The sequence below is a fragment of the Vreelandella sulfidaeris genome, from assembly GCF_042429665.1.
Classification (GTDB): domain Bacteria; phylum Pseudomonadota; class Gammaproteobacteria; order Pseudomonadales; family Halomonadaceae; genus Vreelandella.
Genome location: NZ_JBHMAC010000012.1, coordinates 88,022 through 108,929, shown reverse-complemented (window position 1 = coordinate 108,929; position 20,908 = coordinate 88,022). Strand labels below are relative to the sequence as shown.

Genomic DNA, 20,908 nt, shown 5'->3' with positions numbered 1-20,908 from the left:
GTCCGACCTCAGCGGTGGGGATGTTGCACAGCAACAGTATTATCAGCCTGTTCCGGCATCAAAAGCACGGCGAACGGCAGCTGTATCGGTGGGAATGTTGCACAGATACGGCAGCAAGCAGGCTTGCGCCAGCGCTTTTAGTGAATACCAAGCTATTTCTTGTTTGCATCTTGTATTGTATGTATTATACATACATACAATACATACACATAAGGAGACCCAGAGATGCTTATCAAGCCGGAAATCCGAGATCGCATACTTGATGCTGCCGAGAAGCTGGCTGCTGAAGGCATCGACAGGCCTACCAATGAGCAAGTGCGTGAGCGATTGGGGGGCGGCTCGCTGTCGCACATCTCCCCTGTCATGCGCGAGTGGCGCGAAAATTTGAAAGTCAGTGCCATTGCTGTGCGTGAAATGCCTAATGAGATCCGCACTGTTTTGGAACGAGTAGGCGGCGAGCTGTGGCGTTCAGCAACTCAGCTCGCTGATGAAGAGGTCGAAAGAATTCGTGCAGAATCTGTGCAGCGCGAGGTAACAGCCAACGACGAGCGCGATGAGGCCCTTCGCGAAATCGAGCGGCTGGAAGCAAGCATCTCGGCCTTACTAGACCAAAACAAACAGAATGATAAGCATATCGAGCATCTTACGGACGATAACCGGACGTTGGTGACAGAGCATGCCACCTTAAAGCAACGGTCAGCCGATGCTATGGAGCGCGTCTCTGATCTACATGACCAGCTTGCCCGCCAGAATCAGCAGTTGGAAACAATGCGCGCTGAAGCACAGCGCCAACAGGCGTTGGTCGACCAGTTGCGTGACGAGAAGGCCGAGGCAAACACCCTGTTGGCTACTAAAGAAAGCGAGTTGAAGGCCACTACCCGGGAGCTGGAATCCACCCAACAACGCGAATTACGGTTTCAAAATACCCTCGAAGCGGTCAATGAAGACCTGTCCTCACTTCAACAGGATTACGCCAGCCTTCGTGCGGAAAAGGCCTCGGTTGTGAAGCGCAGCGAAGAGCTGCAGGACGAGAATGCTTCGCTTCGTTCCGATGTCGACAAGTTCAAAGCCTCTGCCAGTGAAGCCGGTAGTGAGTTGAAAGCTGCCACCAAGTGGATTGAGGAATTGGCGCACACCCAGCAGGATCTTTCAGAAACTCGGACACAGTTGGCAATAGCTCAATCTCGCGAAGAGGAGCTGCGCCAGCAGTTAGCTGACCACCAGAAACGGCTTCAACCTAACCAAAAAGACAGTGGATCAAAGGATGAGTAAAAGGCAACAGTCAGCCCCAATACTCATCGGATTCATTTTGGAAATGAAAACGTTGGCAACTTTCCCGAAAGGGAGTGAATCATTTAGTAACAATAATATTCAGCTCTGGCAACCTTACGATAGTCTAAAAGAAATCATAATAGCCGCTCTGCTCGAGGTGCGGCTATCTATAGTAAGCAAATGAAAGCGGGTACTCTTATCTATAACAATGACGAGACGGAAGTTTTGTAAAACTCAATTGGTGGTTATTGTCTCCCAGTCGTTTATACATCTTTTGGCCATGGAGTAGTCATGCATACGAGATTTTGCAGTTAACTAATTGATAAGAAACTATTTTACATAAGGATAGGGTCTATCGTTTCACACTGTTGCCAAAATACTACAGTGAATTTGCGGTCTTTAATCGCTTTGGCTTCAAGTGATACATTGTGTTGCAGGACGAGTTATTAGTTAAGTATCAAGACAGCCCACCCGCCAGCCATTGTGCAGCGCTGCAATCAGAGCCATAAAAAAAGTACTGCGGCGGTCGCTGCTACTGGATGTTAGTTCGCCACAGAGCTCTTAAGTAAAGCCAGCAAGCGAATAAATTAACAATGTGAGGAATAAAGTTATATGCGTTATAAGGATTATTTCCTTTTAGGAGACAAGCTCAGACTAATAAGCTTCTTAAGAAGTTAGTATGAAAATAAAGCTCTACATCTCTTACGACCAAGCTACCCCAGTGTCGCCAGGGAAGGAAAAAGGTCGACCATGATACTGGAAAGCCGCGTCATGCTACCTGAGACGATGGCGATACCCATCAGAATCACAACCGTGCCCGCGACGGGGCGAGCATAGGCGCTCCACCTTCCTAGGCTTTTCCGGTGCAGAGCGAATCGGTTAATCAGTAAAGTGCTGGCAAGAAAAGGCAGCGCTAGGCCAGCAGAGTAGGCACTGAGATAAACCATTCCAGACTGGGCACTAGCAGCGTTAGACGTGGCCATCAGAATAGCGCCCAGTATAGGACCGATACACGGTGTCCAACCGATGGCGAAAGATACCCCGAATACAGTCGCCGACAAAGGGGAGCCACCCTGGACACTGGGAGTGAACTGAAGGGTACGCTGGAAAAGCGGCAACCGGAACACCCCGGTCATGAAGAGGCCCAGCACGATCACCGCCGAGCCAGCAACCCAGTTGAATTCTTGGCGATACCCTCGCATCAGTTGTCCGATACTACTGGCGCCGAGCCCGAGTAGGATGAACACGATGCTGAAGCCGAAGACGAAGAAGGCACTGAGAGTCAATGCCTCTAAACGCCTGTCGGCTTTACCGGCACTACCGCCTGTGACCACCGACAGATAGGCCGGTAACAGGGGCAGCGTGCAAGGCGAAAAGAAGGAGACCAATCCGCCGATAAAGGCGCCGACCAAGCCGATGGAAGAGAGAGATTCCAATGTGTTATCGCAACTTAAGTTATGGAGACAGCCAACAAGGGAATTGATACCAATTCCATGGTGCTACCTCATATCATGTCCATTTTAGCGCCATAAGAATTTTAAGGCTTACAGTTGCTTTAAGGTCAACCTTTATTGGCAAATTATTTGCCTCCTACCGAACTGCAAATATTACACATCACGCTTGACCTTAAAGTTGACTTCAAAGTTATGGTGGCTACTCAATGAATAACATGAGGACATTTCCATGGCGCTACAACTGGGCGAGACAGCACCAAACTTCACGATCGAATCTACACAAGGTACGGTCAACTTTCATCAATGGCTTGACGACAGCTGGGCGGTGCTGTTCTCGCACCCCGCTGATTTTACGCCAGTATGCACCACAGAACTGGGCGCGTTTGCCAAGCGAAAGCTCGAATTCAACCAGCGAGGAGCCAAACTGGTTGGGGTTTCGGTGGATCCACTTAGCTCTCACCACGACTGGGCGAGGGATATTGAACAGACTCAGGGCGCAGCTCTGAACTACCCCTTGCTGGCTGACGAAGATCAGGTGGTGGCGAAGCTGTATGGAATGATTCACCCGAAAGCCGACCCTAAACTGACGGTGCGTACGGTCTTCATCATCGATTCTGACAAGAAAATTCGTCTCACTTTGACGTATCCACCCAGCACAGGACGTAATGTCGACGAGATACTGCGGGTTCTTGATTCGCTGCAGTTAACCGACAAACACAAAGTGGCCACGCCCGTTAACTGGCAAAACGGTGACGATGTCATCATCTCGCCATCGCTATCAAATGATGACGCCAAGCAACACTTTCCCGAAGGTTGGAACACTAAGACGCCCTACCTTAGGGTCGTGCGCCAACCGAATCAATAGGAGCCTCGGCCGGTGTATGAGGCATATCAACTGAGTCAGGTTATTGGACGTTCAGACTAGCAATGTCGTGAGGTAACGTCATGCAAACACTAAGTATCGGCGAGCTTGCCGAACGAAGTGGAGTCGCTAGCCAGGCGATTCGATTCTACGAAAAAGAGAAACTTATGCCTCCTCCGAGGAGGACCGATGCCAACTATCGGCGTTACCCATTAGAAGCCGTGGATCGGTTGCAGTTTATCGTTCATGCCAAGCAGTGGGGCTTCACGCTACAAGAGATTCGGGAGCTGTTAATGCTTCAGGATGCTAATGGCGACCGGGCACAAGCTAAACGCATCGCCGGCGAGAAGCTGCATAAAGTGCGCGAGCAGATCAAACACCTCACGCGGATTGAAGCCGTATTATCGAAAACATTGAGTGAGTGTGCAGGCGAAGGGCCTATGCAGGAAGGCTGCCCGATTGTTGAAGCTATCGCTGAGCAGACTGAATGATTGGGCATTTTCTCGACAGCGAACATGGGAATCAAGTTTGCCTATCGGGTCGTCGATAAATTAACAGGGAGATCGTCATTATGACGCAACACGTCGACATCGAGATTCGTGGTATGTCCTGTGCTTCCTGTGTTGGGCGTGTGGAGCGTGCACTCAGCCAGCAGCCAGGAGTGATCAACGCTCAAGTAAACCTCGCCACACAGAAGGCGGCTATCCAGGTCGAAGCAGGTACCGCAACCGCTAACCTACTCAATGCCATTGAAACGGCGGGCTATCAACCGGTGGTAGAAAGCCTCGACATACCCGTCACCGGCATGAGTTGCGGATCTTGTGTCTCTCGGATTGAGCGAACGCTAACGAAGCTGCCCGGCATAGTGGAGGTGAGTGTTAACCTCGCCACCCAGAAAGCCTTCGTTCGTTTCCTGCCGGGAGTCGTTTCTCTACCGCGTATTCAGCATGCCATCCGCGAGGCAGGCTATGAACCACAGGATACCGATACGCCGCCACCGACGGACAGCGAGGACCGGGAGAGAGCTGAGCTTCGCCGCCGAGTCGTGCTCGCGGCAATATTCACGATTCCGGTGGTCATTATCGCCATGGGGAAAATGATTCCCGCTTTTGACACGCTGTTAACAAGTCTAATGCCGCATCGCGCCTGGATGGGCGTCGAGTGGTTATTGGCGACACCGGTGCAGTTTTATGCAGGTGCACGCTTCTATCGTGCCGGCTTCGCCGAACTCCGGCATTTTAATCCGGGCATGAACAGCCTCGTCATGATCGGCTCGAGCGCTGCCTACTTCTATTCAGTCGCCGCCTTGCTGGCGCCCGCGCTCTTCCCCGTCGGAACAGCCGTGAGCTATTTCGAAGCGGCAGCGGTCATTGTGACGCTAATTCTGCTCGGTCGCTATTTTGAACACATTGCCAAAGGTCGCACTTCCGAGGCGATCAAGAAGCTTCTGCAATTACAGGCGAAAACTGCCCGTGTCATCCGCGAGGATGAAACCGTCGAGCTGCCTATCGACGCCGTCGTCACGGGCGATCGTATTTTGGTTCGCCCAGGGGAGCGTGTTCCAGTCGATGGCATCGTTGAGGAGGGTCACTCCTACATTGATGAGTCGATGATCAGCGGTGAGCCAGTGCCGGTCGTCAAACAGAAGGGTTCCGAAGTCGTCGGTGGCACTATCAACAAGAACGGTGCACTTACCTTTCGGGCCACGCGAGTCGGTGCCGACACCGTCTTGTCGCAGATCGTCAAGATGGTGGAAACGGCCCAAGCGGAGAAGCCCCCCATTCAGCAATTAGCCGACAAGGTTGCTGGTGTGTTTGTTCCTGTGGTCATCGTTATTGCCGCGATTACCTTTGCACTCTGGTTCGCTTTCGGACCGGCGCCGTCTTTGTCCTTTGCCTTCGTCACTACCGTTAGCGTGCTGCTAATTGCCTGCCCCTGTGCGATGGGTCTGGCCACCCCAACGGCCATCATGGTCAGTACCGGGAAAGGGGCCGAGATGGGAGTGCTATTTCGTAAAGGGGCGGCGCTTGAGACGCTGGCCAAGATGAATACGGTGGTACTGGACAAGACCGGCACTTTGACCCAAGGGCGCCCCGAACTGACCGACTTCGAAGCGATCAACGGCCATGAAAACGAAGTGCTGCGACTGGTCGCGGCGGTGGAAGCTCAAAGCGAGCACCCCATCGCCGAGGCTATTGTACAGGGCGCCAAGGCCCGTGGGCTGGAATTACCCCCGGTCAGTCGCTTTAGTGCCGAGCCTGGCTACGGCATTGAAGCCGAGGTCGACGGCCACTTGGTGCAAGTAGGAGCTGATCGTTACATGCGTCGGCTGGAAATCAACCTCGGCCAGGCAGAAACACGCGCCAAGGTGTTGGCCGAGAACGCCAAGAGCCCACTCTATGCCGCGGTAGACGGTCAGCTTGCTGCAGTCATCGCGGTGGCGGATCCCCTTAAAGAAGGCTCTGCCGAGGCTATCGCAGCACTCAAAGCGCAAGGGCTGGACGTGGCCATGCTCACCGGCGATAACCGTGCTACTGCCGATGCTATCGCACGGCAGGTTGGCATCCAGCAGGTTCTCGCCGAGGTGCTGCCCGACCAGAAAGCGGCAGAGATCCGGCGTCTCCAAGCGGAGGGCAAGCGTGTCGCTTTTGTGGGAGATGGAATCAATGATGCTCCCGCGTTAGCGCAGGCCGACGTGGGCATTGCGATCGGCACTGGTACCGATATCGCCATCGAGTCTGGCGATGTGGTGCTGATGAGTGGCGATTTGCGAGGCATCGTCAATGCCACAGCGCTCTCCAAGCGTACCCACCGGACCATTATCGGCAATTTCGTTTGGGCCTATGGCTACAACGTAGCACTAATCCCCGTAGCGGCGGGCGTGCTCTATCCGTTCATCGGCGTATTGCTCAGCCCCATGCTGGCGGCGGCGGCCATGAGCATTTCCAGTGTTTTTGTGCTGACTAACTCGTTGCGGCTACGCCGTTTCACATCGGATACCGGCAATGCCACACCACGTCCAAACGATGCTGTTCATCGCGCCTAAACCAAACAATGTCGTGTTAACGAGGAATTCAAAATGATGGGAAGTGAAAGCTGCATGTGGAGTATGGCAGGGATGGGCCTAATAGCGATCTTGTTGATTATTGCGCTGGGGCTTGGTGTTGCTGCGCTCATCAAATACCTGTTTTTTAATAAGAAGTGATGAAGCTGGCAACCGAATACAATCGTCCCCCTTGGGTAGATCAGAAACTAATAAAGAGAGCATCCATGAGATATATCCTACCTATCACTTATTGCCTAGCTGCTGCAGGTCTGTTAGGTCTTATAACGTTGCCTGCGTTGGCGCAGGAAGCAAGTACTGATGCCACTGAGAGTCGTCAGGCCAGCAGTGCCACGAATACTGAGTCTCCCTTGCCCAAATCGATTACCGCATTGGTGGATCAAGGGTTCACCTTCCATGGCAGCTTCGAAGCGCCTGACGGTCTCCAAGGCTATGCCTTGTCTTATGATAATGAGCCTATGGCAGCTTATATCTCCTCCTCTTCCGACTACGCCGTCATTGGTACGTTAATCGACCCGCAGGGCAATGCCGTTATGGAAAGCCAGCTTCAGGCTCTGGTGCTGGACCCCATGCTGGAAGCTACCTGGAGTGCGTTTGAAAACACTCGTTTTATCTCGGAGGGGAATGATGATGCTTCGCATATTGTGTACACACTAACAGACCCCAACTGCCCCTACTGCAATGCACTCTGGAAAAATTCGCGCCCGCTCATTGAGCAAGGCGTGTTACAGCTTCGTCACGTGCTGGTCGGCGTGCTATCAGAGGACAGTCTTCGCAAAGCTGCTGCAATCCTTGAATCCGACAATCCGGCCAGTGCTCTCGAAACTCATGAACTGGAATTTCGCAATGGCGGCATAAGGCCGGTGGAGCCGTCGGAGGAGAGTCAAGCGCTTCTTAGAAATCACGCCCAGATCATGCGTGAGGCCGGTGCTACGGGAACGCCGACCAGCTACTACCGTGATGAAGCCGGGAAAGTTCAGCGTATCAATGGCGCAGTGTCGACCGACCAGTTTCGCGAAATATTGGGCGTTGAATGATACACCATAACGGTACAGGGCTGAGATGCGAGTCTCCCCAATCACGACCACTGAGATGCACATGGCAACCAAGCTTAGCGTAAAGCAAACGCTCTTTTTGGGGCTCACTCTATTGATGGGCTTGGCGGCCCTTTATTGGATTCTGATGGAGACCGGCGCCTTGTCGGTCTTGACCGACAAGCAGGCCTTGCGTGAGTGGCTTGATAGGCTGGGCGTCTGGGGGCCGTTGGCCATCATCTTTATGATGATGGCGGCCATTGTCATGAGCCCGATTCCCAGTGGCCCAATTGCGATGGTGGCTGGTGCGCTTTACGGCCCAGTTTGGGGGACGATCTATGTCGTTATCGGTGCCGAAGCCGGTGCTCTGCTCGCTTTCTGCATTGCTCGTTTGCTCGGCTATGAAGTGATGCAACGCTGGCCGCGTACGCGGCCCATCCTCAACTGGCTGGGAAAGGAGCGCTCTCAGACAGGCTTGATGCTCATCGTTTTTGCATCCCGATTGGTGCCCTTCCTTTCGTTTGATGCCGTCAGCTATGCGGCAGGTATCACCCCCCTGTCTTTCTGGCGCTTTTTGATCGCCACACTGGCCGGCGTGATCCCCACGGCGTATCTAATCGTCATGTTCGGCGAAGTGCTGATTACGGCCGACTCCCGTGGCCTCACAATCGCGCTGATTCTCATCAGTGGCATTACATTGCTGCCGCTGCTGGCGAAACGCTTATGGGCTCGACAGCCATGACCGATAGCAACCGAGTGCTCTAAATCAACTTTCGTAAGCATTAACAATGCTCAGCAGGCACTTACCCGCTACTACCAGTGAGACGTACACGTGAAATTTCGGACATTGCTATTTTTACCCCTATTGGGCTTTTTTGGTTTGAGCTTTTTCTTTTATCAGGGCTTATCAATGGATCCTAGTGCCAGAGACTCACCCTTGTTAGCTCAGCCGTTTCCGCCATTCAGACTGACAACGCTGGAAGACCCCTCAAGGCTCGTTGATGAATCTCTTTTTAAAGGAAAGGTGACATTAGTCAATGTGTGGGGAGAGTGGTGTCCGACTTGCAAACATGAAATGCCGCAGTTATTGGATTTAGCCGCGCGAGGCGTCCGCTTGGTTGGCATCAACTATAAGGATACCCAGGCAAAGGGGCTCGAGTTTCTTGACGAGTTCGGGAACCCTTTTGAGGTCAATATCTTTGATCCAGAGGGTAACCTAGGTTTTGAGCTAGGTGTGTATGGCGCCCCAGAAAGCTATCTGGTCGATACCGAGGGCACTATTCGTTACAAACATACAGGTTACATAACGTCTGAAGATGTTGAGCGAGTCATCCAAGAAGTCGAGAAGTGGAAACGATAAAACGGCTATGAAAACGCATTATTTTTATTGATGACTCCAACTGTAACGCTAATTTAAGGAAGATATATGCTGCAATACCCTCAAATTGATCCGATCGCCATCGCCATAGGCCCTCTTCAGATCCACTGGTATGGCTTAATGTATGTCATCGGGCTAGTCGCCGCTTGGTGGTTGGGTCGGCGTCGTGCCCACCGACTCGGCCTAAGCCACGATGATATGGGAGACCTGATCTTCTACGGCGCCATCGGCATCATCGTTGGCGGCCGCCTTGGCTATGCGCTGTTTTACGGGCTCGAACAACTGCAAGCCAACCCCCTTTGGTTACTAAAAATCTGGGAAGGAGGCATGAGCTTTCATGGTGGCCTTGCCGGTGTATTAGTGGCTGCCTGGCTGTTTGCTCGCAAACAGCAACTGGCTTTTATTCAACTGACTGACTTCATTGCTCCGTTAGTCCCGATCGGCCTGGGAGCGGGTCGCCTCGGTAACTTCATCAATCACGAGTTACCGGGAAGAGTTAGTGATGTACCTTGGGCAATGGTGTTTCCATCCATGACAGGATTAGACTCAGATCCACGCCATCCTTCGGCTCTCTACGAGTTTGCCCTTGAAGGTGTCGTGTTGTTTGCCGTGCTGTGGTGGCTATCACGCCGACCGCGTCAGCGAGGCCTCATCTCTGGGTTGTTCCTGCTTCTGTACGGAGCCTTTCGCTTCATCGTGGAGTTCGTGCGCCTCCCAGACCCTCAGTTGGGATTCATCGCTTTTGGCTGGTTGACCATGGGGCAGCTGTTGACACTACCGATGCTCATAGCGGGTTTTGCTCTGGTCGCTTGGTCCAGACGTCAGCCAGTGGATAAGCCAAAGGCGGCGTTAAACTCATGAAACAAGTCTTCGCTTTTCTAACGTTGGCACTCTTTATAGTCACACCGGTAGCGGCACGTGAAGAGATATTTGAGGTTGGTGACAAAAGCTCCCCTTTTAGCCGTTCGACGCAACGTGACTTTCTACCGGCTACAGAAGCCTTTCGAACCACCGCCTGGCGAGACGATGATCGGGTTTATGTCGGTTTCACCGTCGCCGAAAACTATTACCTTCATCGGCATCAGTTTGCGATTGAGAGCCTCTCTCAAGGTATCAATTTCGGGGAGCTGGCTTTGCCACCTGGTGAGCCAATGTCGCACGCATCTTTGGGAAACATTAATGTTTTCTACGATCAGGTGTTGGTGAGTGCGCCCATCGAGGCGAGCGACACCGTGACCGGGCCGTTGGCCGTCATGGTGACCTTTCAGGGCTGTTCCGATCAAGGACTTTGCTATCCACCCGAACAAGTCGAACTTATCTTACCGTACGGCTCCCCTCCGGCGACCTTCACCACCAGCCTCTCCCTTGGTACGGCGGATAGCACCAAAGGCGCTCCTTAAATGAATCCCTCCGACCTGAGCCTGCCGCCGCTGGCGGCGGCCTTCGTCTTCGGCTTGCTGGGAGGCGCGCACTGTATCGGCATGTGTGGCGGCATCATGAGTGCCCTGACTTTTGCTGTGCCCCCCAGCATGCGACAACCTAGCCGTTTAGCAGCTCTGTTGCTCGGCTATAATTTAGGCCGTATCAGCAGCTACATGATCGCGGGTGCCTTGGTGGCCCTGCTCGGTTCCGTGCTCAACCATGCATTGGACAGCTTCGCCGTGGTATTGCGTATCCTGGCGGCGGTCATGTTGATACTGATGGCGCTTTATATCGCCAACTGGTGGAAGGGCTTGCTACGTATCGAGGCACTAGGGCGCGTTCTGTGGCGCCGCATCGAACCATTAGGACGTCGCTTGATGCCTGTTGTAAAAGTGCCCCAAGCGTTCGCACTTGGCTCGCTATGGGGCTGGATGCCATGTGGGCTAATCTATTCGATGCTGGCCTGGAGTCTGGCCGTAGCCGAGCCATTGCGTGCCGCCGCGATGATGGGGGCCTTCGGGCTCGGCACCCTGCCTGCCGTCCTAGCGACCGGTGTGGCAGCGCGCCGCGTCTCAATATGGATACGTAGTCCTGCGACTCGTACGCTAGCAGCGCTGCTAATTATTGCGTTTGCCGTCTGGCAACTCTGGTATTTGGAATCCATGATAGGGATGGTGGATACGCACGGTGCCATGACCTCATCGCACCATTAATGATGACCTCGCTTATCATTAATCTCGACGTCTGATTTTCTAGATCCAAGCGATTCGATGAGCTCCTTCAGGCTGAAACTTTCAGTCATCTTGTCTTGATTCATATTATCTATCCAGCGCGCTATCACCTGGAACTCTTGAGCCCGCAAGTAAAGACGTCCCCTTTGAGTGGCGAGTGGTACTGGTTCAATAAACTCTGCAGTGCCTTGATCCGCCCAAGATAATATTTGCTTGATCTCTGGAAGACTAACACCCAGCGAACGCAGGCAATCGATAAAACGTAGGCGCCCCAAGGACTCTGCATCGTAGAGTTGATAACCGTTGCGCGGGTCGCGGTGCGGTTGCAATAACCCTTCCCTTGTATAGTGGCGTACCGTTTCTGCCGTTACCCCTCCCGTCTGAGCCAGCTCTGAGACTCGCATTGGCTTATCCTCATTCGTTTATTCGTAGCCAGCTTACAACCGTTAGGCTGCCCAAAGGTCAAGTCTTCAGCTGAGCGCTCATGACAAACATTTAGGTTGTATAACGAAATTTAAAATGAGGCCTTGACCTTAAAGTCTGCTTTAAGGATATCTTAAAAAAGCACTCCTGCCACAGGATAAAAAACCGTAATCAAGTCCTACCACCAGCGCGTTTGGCAGAGTGACTCACACACAGAGGAGAGTGTCATGCGTAAACGTAATACTGCGATCCTGTTTACTGCCATTGTTGCTGCCAGCAGCTTCGGAGCTAGCTCGCTTTTTGCCCAAGAAGAGAATCAACAGAAGCCGATGGAGGGCAACGCCATGCATAGCAATATGATGCAAGCAGGGGGTATGCACGACATGATGGGCGATATGAAGTCCATGATGGAAAAATGTAACGCCATGATGGAAAACATGCAGCATGAGAACGACGACGCTTAAAGCGGCTCGGATAGGTTGCTTGTACGCAAGCAACCTTTTCATCATGCGGGTAGCGTCGCTTGGACCTTCCTATCTGATATCTAACCGGACACACAACATATGAAACATTGGAAAGCGCTTGCCGTTACGTCTTTGCTGGCTTTTCCCGTATCGGGATTGGCGGCTGATATATCAGCGACTCTCTACAAAAATCCCAATTGCGGATGTTGTGCCGAATATGCCAAGTATTTGGAACAAAACGGCTTCGACGTGGAGACGATCGACACCCATGATCTCGTTAAAATGAAAGCCGAGTATAACATCCCTGAAGAACTGCATGGCTGCCATACCACGGTCGTAGGAGACTATCTCTTCGAAGGGCATGTGCCTGTTGAGAGCGTGACCCAAGTGCTTGATGAAAAGCCCTCTATCATAGGGCTGAGTGTGCCGGGAATGCCGCTTGGCTCACCGGGCATGTCGGGAGAAAAGCGTGGCCCGTTGGAAGTCTATGCCATCGCCTCGCAATCGACTGAGAGCCCCGACATTTACGCGACTCACTAAAGGATAGTGCGGCGATGAAACACCCCATCCTGACAGGACATTTCGTAGCTGTATTTCTGATGACTGCCACATCCCTTGCCATGGCCGCCCCGTCAGAAAGTTCAGGGCCACAGGGGTTTCTTCTCTGGGCTACCCCCAACGATGTGGCACAAATCAGCTTCGAGGATAGCGACGGTACCCCTTTCACGTTGGCTGACTTTGAAGGAAAGCTGATTCTACTCAACATCTGGGCAACATGGTGCGGGCCTTGCCGAGAGGAAATGCCCACTTTAGATGCCCTACAAGATGAGCTTGGCAGCGATGATTTTGAGGTGGTCGCCTTATCGATCGACCGTAAGGGGGTCGAGATTGTTAATGAATTCTATCAAGAGATAGGCATTGAACATCTGGCTCCCTATATAGATAAAACCGGAATGGCTAGCGCAGATCTTGGGGCCGTAGGTATTCCCACGACGCTTCTACTTGACCGCCAAGGCAAAGAAATTGGGCGCCTCGTGGGGGAAGCCGAGTGGAATACTCAAGACATGATCGACTTTCTTGCCGAAATGATTGCAACCAGATAATGAGGTAGCACCATGAGTTGTTGTGACGACAAAACCCAACAGGGCAAACAAAAATCGGGGCTAAATGGCTTTTTGACAGGGTCACGCGGCCTGATGTTGCTGGGTAGCGTGGCAGTGGCTGGCGGCCTTGCTTTTGGCTGGGATAATCTGGTTTTGCTAGGCATTGCGCCTATTCTATTGAGCCTATTGCCATGTCTCATTATGTGCGGATTAGGCCTATGCATGATGAAGTGCAAAGACAAAAAAGGTGAAGCGACCGAGCAAAGCGACGCTACCAATGTTCAGGCTCGGGTAGAAGACGCTTCAGAAGTGAATGCCGGAACAGCGCCTACCACTCGCCAACTAGTCGATCAAAGCGAGTCAATCAAGCAGTCCTCATCTAAATTCCAAGCCTAGCCATGGGTAAAGGGTAATGCTTGAAGTAGCCAATATAGGACTGGTCACTGCCTTTCTGGCAGGCCTGATCTCGTTCATTTCGCCCTGTGTTTTGCCACTTGTGCCTGGCTATCTTTCTTTCATGACCGGCCGCTCGCTCGGACAATTACAGGAAGCGGATAGACGAGAACGTCTGAGGGTGTTAACCCAGTCGGTATGGTTCGTGCTCGGTTTTTCAACCGTTTTTTTGTTGCTGGGAGCCAGCTCCACTGCCATTGGTCGTCTGCTGCTGGTGTATCGCCAAGAAGCAAACCTAGTCGGTGGCCTTATCGTCATCCTGTTTGGCGCCTTCATGACCGGGCTCATGCCATGGCGCTGGTTTCATCAAGAATGGCGGTTTATGGGTCGACTGAAGGACGTCGGTGGAACCCGCAGTGCAGCTTACTTACTTGGTTTAGCGTTTGCATTTGGCTGGTCCCCCTGCATTGGCCCAATTCTGGGTGCCATTCTTACCGTCAGCGCCTCCACGGCCAACGCCTGGAGCGGGATGGCGTTGCTCGGCGTTTATTCTTTGGGTCTGGGCGTGCCCTTCATGCTGAGTGCCCTTTCACTTGATCGCTTCATAAAGCACCAGAAATTCCTGCGTCGCTGGGGGCATTTCATCCATATAGCGGCTGGGGTAATAATGATCCTGATGGGTAGCTTAATGATCACAGGCAAACTATCCGAGCTGTCATATTGGTTATTGCGTACTTTCCCTGCCCTCGGGGTTATCGGCTAATCGTTATTTAAGGAAATCTTGAAATGCGCAACATCAAGAGTCGTTTTTTACGTGTCTTCTTGCTGGCAGGTTTGGTCGCAGTCAGCCTTGGCAGCACCAGCACGGCCTTGGCAACCGAAGAAGGGTTGCTTTCATTGCATTATGACGTAACAGGCAAACGCCTGTTTAAGATTGAGGCCAACCAGCTATTTCAGCGTACCGACGAAGGCTTGGTTTGGAATGCGATTCCCTTGCCCGAAGACGTGACTGAAGGCCAGTTGCTAGCGGTATCGGTTCCCTATACTGACTCGCAAACGCTCTATATTGCAGGCACCTCAATTGGGGTGCAGCGTAGCACCGACAATGGTGAAACCTGGCAAGAGCTCAGCGCTAACCTACCTAGCCGGGAGGTGACTGCGCTAACCGTGCATCGCCGCCAGGACGAAACACTTTATGCGGTGATTGCCGAAAACGGCATCTACCAAAGCCAAGATGCTGGCACCACCTGGAAAAAAATGGACAGTGGTCCTTCACAAAAGGTTAACCGACTCGTTCACTCTGACATGGAAGGTAGCATGCAGACTGGCTGGCTTTACGCGGTATCGGACGATGCGGTGCGTCTATCGATGGACTGCTTTTGCGGCTGGAGACCGACCGGAGAGCTTGATGCTGGCAGCGTCTATGATATGGCTTATAGCCTTGACAACCCAAAGCGAGTCTATGTGGCTACGCAGCAGGGCCTATGGCGAAGCGAAACGGGTGGACAAGAGTGGCAACCAGTAGCTGGTGACGGCACAGTGCTCGTTGCGCTCACCCTCTCTCCCAAAGGCACGCTCTATGGTTTAAATCAGAAAGGGGAGCTTTTGCGCAGTGAAGACGAAGGCCAATCCTGGGCTTATCCCGATGCGTAAGCGCTGGTTCTTTGCCTTATGGCTGACACTAATGGTTGTGGGGCACGCCATGGCTGAGGATCGCCTTTTTTCAAGCAATACTCCTCAGTTGGAAGACGGAAAAATAGTTTACCGACAATACTGTGCCAGTTGCCACGGTACACAAGGCGAAGGCATGCCCAACTGGGAAGGGCAAAATGCTCTGGGGGAGTTACCTGCTCCACCACATGGGCCAGAGGGCCATACCTGGAAACACTCTGATGCCATGCTCTACCGAATTATTGCTGAAGGTTGGCGTGACCCCTGGAATAAAACTGATAGGCTAACAATGCCAGCGTACCAGGAGATTTTGGCTCCCACCGAGATCCGCGATGTGGTGAATTATCTCAAGTCATTATGGACGCAAGAGCAAAGGCGTCACCAAGCAGACGAAAGTGCTGAGAACCCCTTTCCCATACAAACTGAAATACCCCAAGAATGATAGCGTTCATGCCTATAACGAATTTGCATTGTCACTTTAAGTGTCCTCATACTTTCAAGCCACTTAGGCCAGAGCCTCAATTGAGCACCTGAGCCATTATCCATGTTAACCACATGTTTCATCTTTTAATGGACACCGCTTTTTCACACAGCCTCGGCCGTTAGCTGCTCCATTTTTAACCTAGGAATTTCTCATTCAGAAGCGGACGCCTGATACCGCTGGTATATCGATATTGGTATGGCGGTTTATTTCTTCTTTAGCCGCGAAAATACTCATCCTTCGCGACTAGCCCCAATTCGTCTGCCTCCATCTGAAATGCATCGATATCATCGCTGAATAAATTTTGTATGCGACATTCCTGTTTCGGGTCCGCTAGTGTGAGAGGGAAAACAATCTATACACAAGTGTAGTTCATGTCGTTCGACATCATGCTTAGCGCCTTAGCCTCAGTGCGTCTGGAGTGTAGCAAACTCAAGCCCACCAGAAGTGCCTTGAGTAGATCAGTGGCATACATCACACTGCACTTCGAGTAAAACTCCACATTAGTGCAACGGTGAGCAGTAGGCAGATGCAGTCGGTCAGTGATGGAATTTATTCGTAAACCTAGCTTCCCAAGCCAGCTGAGACGAAAGTGAACAGTACGAACCCGCCAATAAACGCCACGATGGATCCCCGCGTGTCGCCCGCTGTCTCATGCGCCTCATTAAGCATGTCTTCTACGGCGGCAACCGTGAGCAGGCCAGCCGCAAAGACAAGCCCCATCATTTGTAATGCTTCGCTCTGATCCCGAAGGAGATAATAGGCAACTATCGCTGCACTAAGCACAGGTATGAAGAACAGAGTCGAGAGCATCATCCGCTGCGTCCGCGGAACCCCCTTTTCTTTCATATTCGCAACGGTCGCGTATCCTTCCGGAGCATCTGCCAAAACTTGCCCCAACGCGAGCACAACTGCCATCGACACAGCGACCGTTGAACCAGTACCTATCAACAGACCGTCACTGAACAGGTCGATGGACACTGCGATATAGATCATCCATATGGCTCGACTGGCATTGCTCGCCTGGCCCTGAGATTGTTGCACTCTGTCCACGGCTGCTTCGATAACGATATACGCGATCCCGCCCAGCCCAAACGCCACTCCTACGGCCCAACCAGAGAGAACAGCCAGGGCTCCAGGCATGATTTCAATGGAAACAACCGCGAGGACTATCCCGGATGCAGCATGCAATGCTTTGTTTAGCCGAGCAATTGGCGTCCCGGTAAATTCTGCTAGTAGGCCACCGGCTAGGTTTCCTACCGCAGGGAGTAATGCCAGGCCGAGAACTGTCCATATTTCTTGCATCAGCCTCTCCAGGTCTTTAGCTGATCGTCGCTGGTCTTTTTACGCTAAAAACACGCCGACCAGCTTTTACTCGCTTCGCCAAGTCCCGAACGGGCGTACTATCAAGAGGCACTGAAGAGGCATTGCCTATTCTGTTTCGCACCTATACCAACCTAGATACCCGGCGTTCAAACCCTGCTGAAGAGAAAAGTGTAGCTCTGCTGTAATGAGCTCTCCTGGCTCCGCTGATTCTGGTTCTTCTTCATCCGAAAACACCCTCATCGTCAACCCTTCTGCGGTGAGCATGAGGCCTTGCTTCAAGTTTTCATAATCAGGCTTGTGGTCTGCTGATAACTCCACTAGACGACCATGAATCTTGGTAACTGCGCGAGAACCCTGGCCTTGATCCGTGTTGTCGATAGCGAGAATCGGCGGGCTTTCTGCGGTATACCGATAGGTGCAATACGCAGCGTCTCCCAGCACCTTTTCGATCTCGGCTTCTTGCATCGTTTGGGGATCGATCGCCGGTATATCAGGCGAGCTGACAGCCTCCGGCGCACCAACCACTTCGGGAGGCGGCCCTTGCATCATCGGATTTTCCACTCCTTCGCCAGGGGCAGGATCGCCACAACCGGTGAGAAAAGCGGTGCCCAGCGTTACTGCCGAAAGGATAAAGAGCTGACGAGGGCGGTTCTGTGAAGGAATAAACATCAGTCGGCCCTCTCCAAATCGCGTATGAGATATTTCATTTCCGCAATTTCGCGACGCTGTGCCTCTATAATTTCATCGGCGAGCTTACGCACACGCGGGTCCGAAATTTGTGCTCGCTCGCTGGTTAAGATCGCGATCGAATGGTGAGGAATCATTGCCTTCATGTACTCGCCATCGCCCACGGTAGCCTGGCTGCGGACGAGCCATAATGCGGCGGTGAAAAGCAGAGCGCTGCCCATAAAAATGGCGATATTGATCAGTTTCTTCTGATACATATTGAGCATAAAGCTCAGCATTATCACCGCCATCACAGCGCCCATCACAAGTGCCATCCATGCTCTGGTTTCGCTCCAGAAGACATGTTCATAGGCATACGTATTGAGATACATCACCCCGTACATAATGACCGTAGAGGTGGCGATCATCGCGCCGAAACGCCAATAAGACATGTTCATAGCGTTTTCCTTTAGTGTCCATGATCTGTTGAACTGTCCGTTTCAAAGCTTGCGTACTCATCTTCCGTCATGCCGGGTAGCCGCATGACAAACGCAGTTATGTTCCAGATTTCATCATCACTGTGAGTAGGTCCGAACGCAGGCATACCACTCATTCGTATCCCATGTTTAGCCAACCAGAATACTTCGCGGGGCTCCCATTCGGAGATGGCATCGGGCAGATGTGGCGGCTCCGGCAGCATGCCTCTAGCCCACTCACTTTGTCGAACCCCAGGGCCGCCGTGGCAATGTTGACACATCGTCTTGTAGCCGGTCGCTCCGTCAGTCACCATCTCATCGTTCAATGAAGGAGTCGTGATGGCCTCTGCTCTGTCTGCTACAGAATTTTTCATCGTTGTCACCAGCGTCCAGCGTACAAGGGGCTGATGGCCTTGAGTCGCCGCGATGTTGTAGGTGCCGGAATAAGCCACCCAAACGACGACAAGGAGTGAAATCAGAATGAGTATTGCAAGCCCAGCGGCTGCTCCCAGCGCTAAATGCTTAGTTTTCGGCTGCATTGCGGCACCTCGCTTGTTCCTAGAAAGGAAGCGTTGATTCACCTCTCATCACGTGATTTGTTCAGAGTAGTAAGGTTTTACTGGCACGCCAAAGTTAAACAATAAGATGGTCTGTTTTGCTGAACTTGTTTGAGCGAGCGTCTACCCAGGCTGCAGATCAGTGCCAGGCCGCTCCGTGAGACTATGGTTGGAAAGCCACGCCTTATGTCAGATCGGCTCAATGAGTATGGGTGCGAATCCGCCCCCCGGTGTACGAAAATTCGTGGTTTGGCCTTGGTACAGGCGTGCCGCAGCCAGAATCAGATTGCCACGATAGGTATATAGCCGTACGTCTACCTTGAGCATTTCCCGCTCGCCATCGACCAGAACCAGTCGCTCCGAGGGAGGCACGTACGCCTGAGCGATATAGTCACTTTCGAGTATCTGGGAAAATGTGCGTTTGGTAAGTTTGCTGCCCCGATAAGCGCCCTTGCTGCCATAACCTGCCACTGGTTTAAAAAACCACAGCCGTCGCTGTTGCCAAAGCTCATCTGCGTTACTAGCGGCAACCCTAACGGTGCGCGGAACGCCGCAGCGAAGCAGCTCGGCGTTCTCTGGGCTCAACCCCCAATCCTGAAGAATGGAAGGATCAGACCATTCGGCTAAATTGCGCTTGTCCGCAAAGAGCGCGTGTGAGAATGGGTTGGGGGTTATGACAGCGCCTCCGTCCAGCCAAGCCGAGCGCAGTGCGGCATGCTCCGGCACCTCCAGAGCGAAGTCCACTAGGCGATTGTAAACCATGTCGATTCGCTTGCCGCCGCTGTATAACGCACCAAACTCATATCTGAGATCAGAGGGAGAGACTATGTAGGCATCGATTCCATTATCCCGAAACAGCTGCTGTGCTAGTCGGAACTCAGGATAGAGGTATTGCTCGATAGGCTGGTCATCGACGATCGCTATGCTTTTCGGTCGTCCACTGCCCCGCTGGGCGCGCCATTCACTCTCGAACTGAGCGATGACTGCATTATCAAAGTTTTCGGCCCAAGCCACCCGAGTAGCCCCGCTGCAGCATTGCAGTTGGGCTCGTGCAAGCTCAACATTGAGAAAGGCGCCCCCTGCATTGGTGTTGACTTCGATAAGGCGTGGACTCTCCCCACCGAGGTGAAAATCATAGCCCATGAAGGCGCCTACGGGACCAGGATTGGCTCGGGCGCTCTGAGGAGCTCTGGATAAAACACGGCGATGGAAGTCGGGGAGCTCGGCCGCGGCTTCCAGAGCTCCGACAATGGCCAGCATCCGATCTAGATCTTGGCTGGGAACAAAAACCGCAACATCTGAAAAGAAGTGATGCCAGACTGAACTGGAAAGCATGTCGTTCGCATTACTTCCCAACTGGTTAGCTAGACGACGAACCACTTCCGGCCGATGAAGAGTGACGCAGACGCAGTGCTGGTTCAACTTTCTCGCCTTCGTTTGTGCTGGGGAATAATAGGTGTCTTGCAAGAGAATACCCTCCGTGTCTATATCGCCGATCTCCAACCCATAAACGTTTCGGCTGAAATCTCCATTGCATCTTGTCGTAAAGGCAAGTTGGTAGAACAGGAGGCCTATGCTTCTTAAAAATACCTGAGCTATTAGTGTTCGGATACAACTTGCTAAAAAGACGAAAGATCTCCTCCTCTTTAGCCTGGTCAACGATAGGATAGTAAATTTCGGAGCTACGACCTCGTCAATTTACGAGTACGGGATATAGCCCATGATGCGTGTATGCCCTCACGAGCCATTGGACGCAGCAAAAAAGCAAAGACCTGAACAGTTCGAAATAACCGAGCAAACCCCTATCTCAGTTATGGACTGGATACAGCTTGCTCAACTCAGAAAAAGAGACTTCATGTTTCCCAGCTGAATCAATAGCTCAGAGCATCTCTCCACGCGCCAATATGCCCGTATTCTGAAAGCCTGGGTCACCGAAATAGGTTTAGATGCATGTATCTATGGCACACACATGGTGCGCCTCACCAAAGCTTCGCTTATATACCGTCGCACGAAAAATTTGAGGGCAGTGCAACTGCTCCTGGGTCACACGAAGCTGGAAAGCATCGTCCGATATCTTGAGGTTGAAGTAGACAATGCGTTGGAAGTGGCAGAACAGACAGAAGTTTGATAT

General features: G+C 52.4%; 26 protein-coding genes. 19 read left to right on the top strand and 7 right to left on the bottom strand.

Features of this window, described 5'->3' with window-relative positions; all coding sequences use genetic code 11:
* Positions 1–225 precede the first annotated feature (225 nt).
* Complete coding sequence (locus ACFFLD_RS14135; protein WP_240719882.1) at positions 226–1,272, top strand: DNA-binding protein; 1,047 nt, start codon at positions 226–228, stop codon at positions 1,270–1,272.
* Positions 1,273–1,985: 713 nt separating this feature from the next.
* Here the strand turns inward: ACFFLD_RS14135 and ACFFLD_RS14130 are convergent.
* A complete protein-coding gene (locus ACFFLD_RS14130; protein WP_386036875.1) occupies positions 1,986–2,708 on the bottom strand; it encodes a cytochrome c biogenesis CcdA family protein in 723 nt (240 codons plus the stop codon).
* Between the two features lie 247 nt (positions 2,709–2,955).
* On the opposite strand from ACFFLD_RS14130, the gene ACFFLD_RS14125 reads away from it, so the two are divergent.
* The 10 genes from ACFFLD_RS14125 (at position 2,956) to ACFFLD_RS14080 (ending at position 11,199) form a co-directional block, all read left to right on the top strand.
* Complete coding sequence (locus ACFFLD_RS14125; protein ID WP_386036872.1) at positions 2,956–3,591, top strand: peroxiredoxin; 636 nt, start codon at positions 2,956–2,958, stop codon at positions 3,589–3,591.
* 80 nt (positions 3,592–3,671) lie between these two features.
* On the top strand, positions 3,672–4,079 hold the full coding sequence (locus ACFFLD_RS14120) for a heavy metal-responsive transcriptional regulator (RefSeq protein ID WP_035563017.1): 408 nt from the start codon (positions 3,672–3,674) through the stop codon (positions 4,077–4,079).
* An 80-nt stretch (positions 4,080–4,159) separates the two neighbouring features.
* Complete coding sequence (locus tag ACFFLD_RS14115) at positions 4,160–6,634, top strand: heavy metal translocating P-type ATPase (RefSeq protein WP_227404212.1); 2,475 nt, start codon at positions 4,160–4,162, stop codon at positions 6,632–6,634.
* Positions 6,635–6,667: 33 nt separating this feature from the next.
* The gene (locus ACFFLD_RS14110) at positions 6,668–6,793 is read left to right on the top strand and encodes a hypothetical protein (protein ID WP_386036867.1); all 126 of its coding nucleotides are present in this window, start codon (positions 6,668–6,670) and stop codon (positions 6,791–6,793) included.
* A gap of 65 nt (positions 6,794–6,858) precedes the next feature.
* On the top strand, positions 6,859–7,689 hold the full coding sequence (gene dsbG / locus ACFFLD_RS14105) for a thiol:disulfide interchange protein DsbG (protein WP_022522190.1): 831 nt from the start codon (positions 6,859–6,861) through the stop codon (positions 7,687–7,689).
* Positions 7,690–7,750: 61 nt separating this feature from the next.
* Complete coding sequence (locus ACFFLD_RS14100; RefSeq protein WP_053856992.1) at positions 7,751–8,428, top strand: TVP38/TMEM64 family protein; 678 nt, start codon at positions 7,751–7,753, stop codon at positions 8,426–8,428.
* 90 nt (positions 8,429–8,518) lie between these two features.
* Complete coding sequence (locus tag ACFFLD_RS14095; RefSeq protein ID WP_386036862.1) at positions 8,519–9,046, top strand: DsbE family thiol:disulfide interchange protein; 528 nt, start codon at positions 8,519–8,521, stop codon at positions 9,044–9,046.
* A gap of 66 nt (positions 9,047–9,112) precedes the next feature.
* Complete coding sequence (gene lgt, locus ACFFLD_RS14090) at positions 9,113–9,925, top strand: prolipoprotein diacylglyceryl transferase (protein WP_386036859.1); 813 nt, start codon at positions 9,113–9,115, stop codon at positions 9,923–9,925.
* Positions 9,922–10,464: a protein-disulfide reductase DsbD N-terminal domain-containing protein gene (locus tag ACFFLD_RS14085; protein WP_386036856.1), complete on the top strand. Its 543-nt coding sequence runs from the start codon at positions 9,922–9,924 to the stop codon at positions 10,462–10,464. The genes lgt and ACFFLD_RS14085 overlap by 4 nt, the downstream gene beginning before the upstream one ends.
* Positions 10,465–11,199, top strand: a complete 735-nt coding sequence (locus ACFFLD_RS14080; protein WP_386036853.1) for a sulfite exporter TauE/SafE family protein — start codon at positions 10,465–10,467, stop codon at positions 11,197–11,199.
* Here the strand turns inward: ACFFLD_RS14080 and ACFFLD_RS14075 are convergent.
* Positions 11,196–11,621: a MerR family transcriptional regulator gene (locus ACFFLD_RS14075; protein WP_035563000.1), complete on the bottom strand. Its 426-nt coding sequence runs from the start codon at positions 11,619–11,621 to the stop codon at positions 11,196–11,198. The genes ACFFLD_RS14080 and ACFFLD_RS14075 overlap by 4 nt on opposite strands.
* 246 nt (positions 11,622–11,867) lie before the next feature.
* On the opposite strand from ACFFLD_RS14075, the gene ACFFLD_RS14070 reads away from it, so the two are divergent.
* The 7 genes from ACFFLD_RS14070 (at position 11,868) to ACFFLD_RS14040 (ending at position 15,713) form a co-directional block, all read left to right on the top strand.
* Positions 11,868–12,104 carry a hypothetical protein gene (locus ACFFLD_RS14070; protein WP_062363006.1) on the top strand — a complete coding sequence of 79 codons (237 nt, stop codon included), beginning with the start codon at positions 11,868–11,870 and terminating at the stop codon, positions 12,102–12,104.
* A 99-nt stretch (positions 12,105–12,203) separates the two neighbouring features.
* Positions 12,204–12,644, top strand: a complete 441-nt coding sequence (locus ACFFLD_RS14065; RefSeq protein ID WP_386036849.1) for a DUF411 domain-containing protein — start codon at positions 12,204–12,206, stop codon at positions 12,642–12,644.
* A 14-nt stretch (positions 12,645–12,658) separates the two neighbouring features.
* Positions 12,659–13,207, top strand: a complete 549-nt coding sequence (locus tag ACFFLD_RS14060) for a TlpA family protein disulfide reductase (protein ID WP_101146722.1) — start codon at positions 12,659–12,661, stop codon at positions 13,205–13,207.
* Between the two features lie 12 nt (positions 13,208–13,219).
* Complete coding sequence (locus ACFFLD_RS14055) at positions 13,220–13,603, top strand: hypothetical protein (RefSeq protein WP_101146723.1); 384 nt, start codon at positions 13,220–13,222, stop codon at positions 13,601–13,603.
* Between the two features lie 16 nt (positions 13,604–13,619).
* Positions 13,620–14,363 carry a cytochrome c biogenesis CcdA family protein gene (locus ACFFLD_RS14050; RefSeq protein WP_386036846.1) on the top strand — a complete coding sequence of 248 codons (744 nt, stop codon included), beginning with the start codon at positions 13,620–13,622 and terminating at the stop codon, positions 14,361–14,363.
* A gap of 23 nt (positions 14,364–14,386) precedes the next feature.
* Entirely contained in the window at positions 14,387–15,253 is an 867-nt protein-coding gene (locus tag ACFFLD_RS14045; protein WP_386036843.1) for a WD40/YVTN/BNR-like repeat-containing protein, read from the top strand.
* Positions 15,213–15,713, top strand: a complete 501-nt coding sequence (locus ACFFLD_RS14040; RefSeq protein WP_386036840.1) for a c-type cytochrome — start codon at positions 15,213–15,215, stop codon at positions 15,711–15,713. The genes ACFFLD_RS14045 and ACFFLD_RS14040 overlap by 41 nt, the downstream gene beginning before the upstream one ends.
* A 603-nt stretch (positions 15,714–16,316) precedes the next feature.
* On the opposite strand, the gene ACFFLD_RS14035 is transcribed toward ACFFLD_RS14040, so the two are convergent.
* The 5 genes from ACFFLD_RS14035 to ACFFLD_RS14015 all read right to left on the bottom strand — a co-directional run bounded on the left by ACFFLD_RS14035 (position 16,317) and on the right by ACFFLD_RS14015 (position 20,199).
* Complete coding sequence (locus tag ACFFLD_RS14035) at positions 16,317–17,057, bottom strand: ZIP family metal transporter (RefSeq protein ID WP_386036837.1); 741 nt, start codon at positions 17,055–17,057, stop codon at positions 16,317–16,319.
* Between the two features lie 126 nt (positions 17,058–17,183).
* Positions 17,184–17,747 carry a hypothetical protein gene (locus tag ACFFLD_RS14030; protein WP_386036835.1) on the bottom strand — a complete coding sequence of 188 codons (564 nt, stop codon included), beginning with the start codon at positions 17,745–17,747 and terminating at the stop codon, positions 17,184–17,186.
* A complete protein-coding gene (locus tag ACFFLD_RS14025) occupies positions 17,747–18,202 on the bottom strand; it encodes a DUF305 domain-containing protein (protein ID WP_386036832.1) in 456 nt (151 codons plus the stop codon). Before ACFFLD_RS14025 ends, ACFFLD_RS14030 begins: the two co-directional genes overlap by 1 nt.
* Before the next feature lie 11 nt (positions 18,203–18,213).
* Complete coding sequence (locus ACFFLD_RS14020; RefSeq protein ID WP_386036829.1) at positions 18,214–18,759, bottom strand: c-type cytochrome; 546 nt, start codon at positions 18,757–18,759, stop codon at positions 18,214–18,216.
* A 207-nt stretch (positions 18,760–18,966) separates the two neighbouring features.
* A complete protein-coding gene (locus ACFFLD_RS14015) occupies positions 18,967–20,199 on the bottom strand; it encodes a hypothetical protein (RefSeq protein WP_386036826.1) in 1,233 nt (410 codons plus the stop codon).
* A gap of 448 nt (positions 20,200–20,647) precedes the next feature.
* On the opposite strand from ACFFLD_RS14015, the gene ACFFLD_RS14010 reads away from it, so the two are divergent.
* Positions 20,648–20,905: a tyrosine-type recombinase/integrase gene (locus ACFFLD_RS14010; RefSeq protein ID WP_386036942.1), complete on the top strand. Its 258-nt coding sequence runs from the start codon at positions 20,648–20,650 to the stop codon at positions 20,903–20,905.
* Positions 20,906–20,908: the final 3 nt, after the last annotated feature.

Coding starts and splice junctions, on each gene's coding strand:
- ACFFLD_RS14135 (WP_240719882.1), top strand. CDS start 226: ATGCTTATCAAGCCGGAAATCCGAGATCGCATACTTGATGCTGCCGAG.
- ACFFLD_RS14125 (WP_386036872.1), top strand. CDS start 2,956: ATGGCGCTACAACTGGGCGAGACAGCACCAAACTTCACGATCGAATCT.
- ACFFLD_RS14120 (WP_035563017.1), top strand. CDS start 3,672: ATGCAAACACTAAGTATCGGCGAGCTTGCCGAACGAAGTGGAGTCGCT.
- ACFFLD_RS14115 (WP_227404212.1), top strand. CDS start 4,160: ATGACGCAACACGTCGACATCGAGATTCGTGGTATGTCCTGTGCTTCC.
- ACFFLD_RS14110 (WP_386036867.1), top strand. CDS start 6,668: ATGATGGGAAGTGAAAGCTGCATGTGGAGTATGGCAGGGATGGGCCTA.
- dsbG (WP_022522190.1), top strand. CDS start 6,859: ATGAGATATATCCTACCTATCACTTATTGCCTAGCTGCTGCAGGTCTG.
- ACFFLD_RS14100 (WP_053856992.1), top strand. CDS start 7,751: ATGGCAACCAAGCTTAGCGTAAAGCAAACGCTCTTTTTGGGGCTCACT.
- lgt (WP_386036859.1), top strand. CDS start 9,113: ATGCTGCAATACCCTCAAATTGATCCGATCGCCATCGCCATAGGCCCT.
- ACFFLD_RS14085 (WP_386036856.1), top strand. CDS start 9,922: ATGAAACAAGTCTTCGCTTTTCTAACGTTGGCACTCTTTATAGTCACA.
- ACFFLD_RS14080 (WP_386036853.1), top strand. CDS start 10,465: ATGAATCCCTCCGACCTGAGCCTGCCGCCGCTGGCGGCGGCCTTCGTC.
- ACFFLD_RS14075 (WP_035563000.1), bottom strand. CDS start 11,621: ATGCGAGTCTCAGAGCTGGCTCAGACGGGAGGGGTAACGGCAGAAACG.
- ACFFLD_RS14070 (WP_062363006.1), top strand. CDS start 11,868: ATGCGTAAACGTAATACTGCGATCCTGTTTACTGCCATTGTTGCTGCC.
- ACFFLD_RS14065 (WP_386036849.1), top strand. CDS start 12,204: ATGAAACATTGGAAAGCGCTTGCCGTTACGTCTTTGCTGGCTTTTCCC.
- ACFFLD_RS14060 (WP_101146722.1), top strand. CDS start 12,659: ATGAAACACCCCATCCTGACAGGACATTTCGTAGCTGTATTTCTGATG.
- ACFFLD_RS14055 (WP_101146723.1), top strand. CDS start 13,220: ATGAGTTGTTGTGACGACAAAACCCAACAGGGCAAACAAAAATCGGGG.
- ACFFLD_RS14050 (WP_386036846.1), top strand. CDS start 13,620: ATGCTTGAAGTAGCCAATATAGGACTGGTCACTGCCTTTCTGGCAGGC.
- ACFFLD_RS14045 (WP_386036843.1), top strand. CDS start 14,387: ATGCGCAACATCAAGAGTCGTTTTTTACGTGTCTTCTTGCTGGCAGGT.
- ACFFLD_RS14035 (WP_386036837.1), bottom strand. CDS start 17,057: ATGCAAGAAATATGGACAGTTCTCGGCCTGGCATTACTCCCTGCGGTA.
- ACFFLD_RS14030 (WP_386036835.1), bottom strand. CDS start 17,747: ATGTTTATTCCTTCACAGAACCGCCCTCGTCAGCTCTTTATCCTTTCG.
- ACFFLD_RS14025 (WP_386036832.1), bottom strand. CDS start 18,202: ATGAACATGTCTTATTGGCGTTTCGGCGCGATGATCGCCACCTCTACG.
- ACFFLD_RS14020 (WP_386036829.1), bottom strand. CDS start 18,759: ATGCAGCCGAAAACTAAGCATTTAGCGCTGGGAGCAGCCGCTGGGCTT.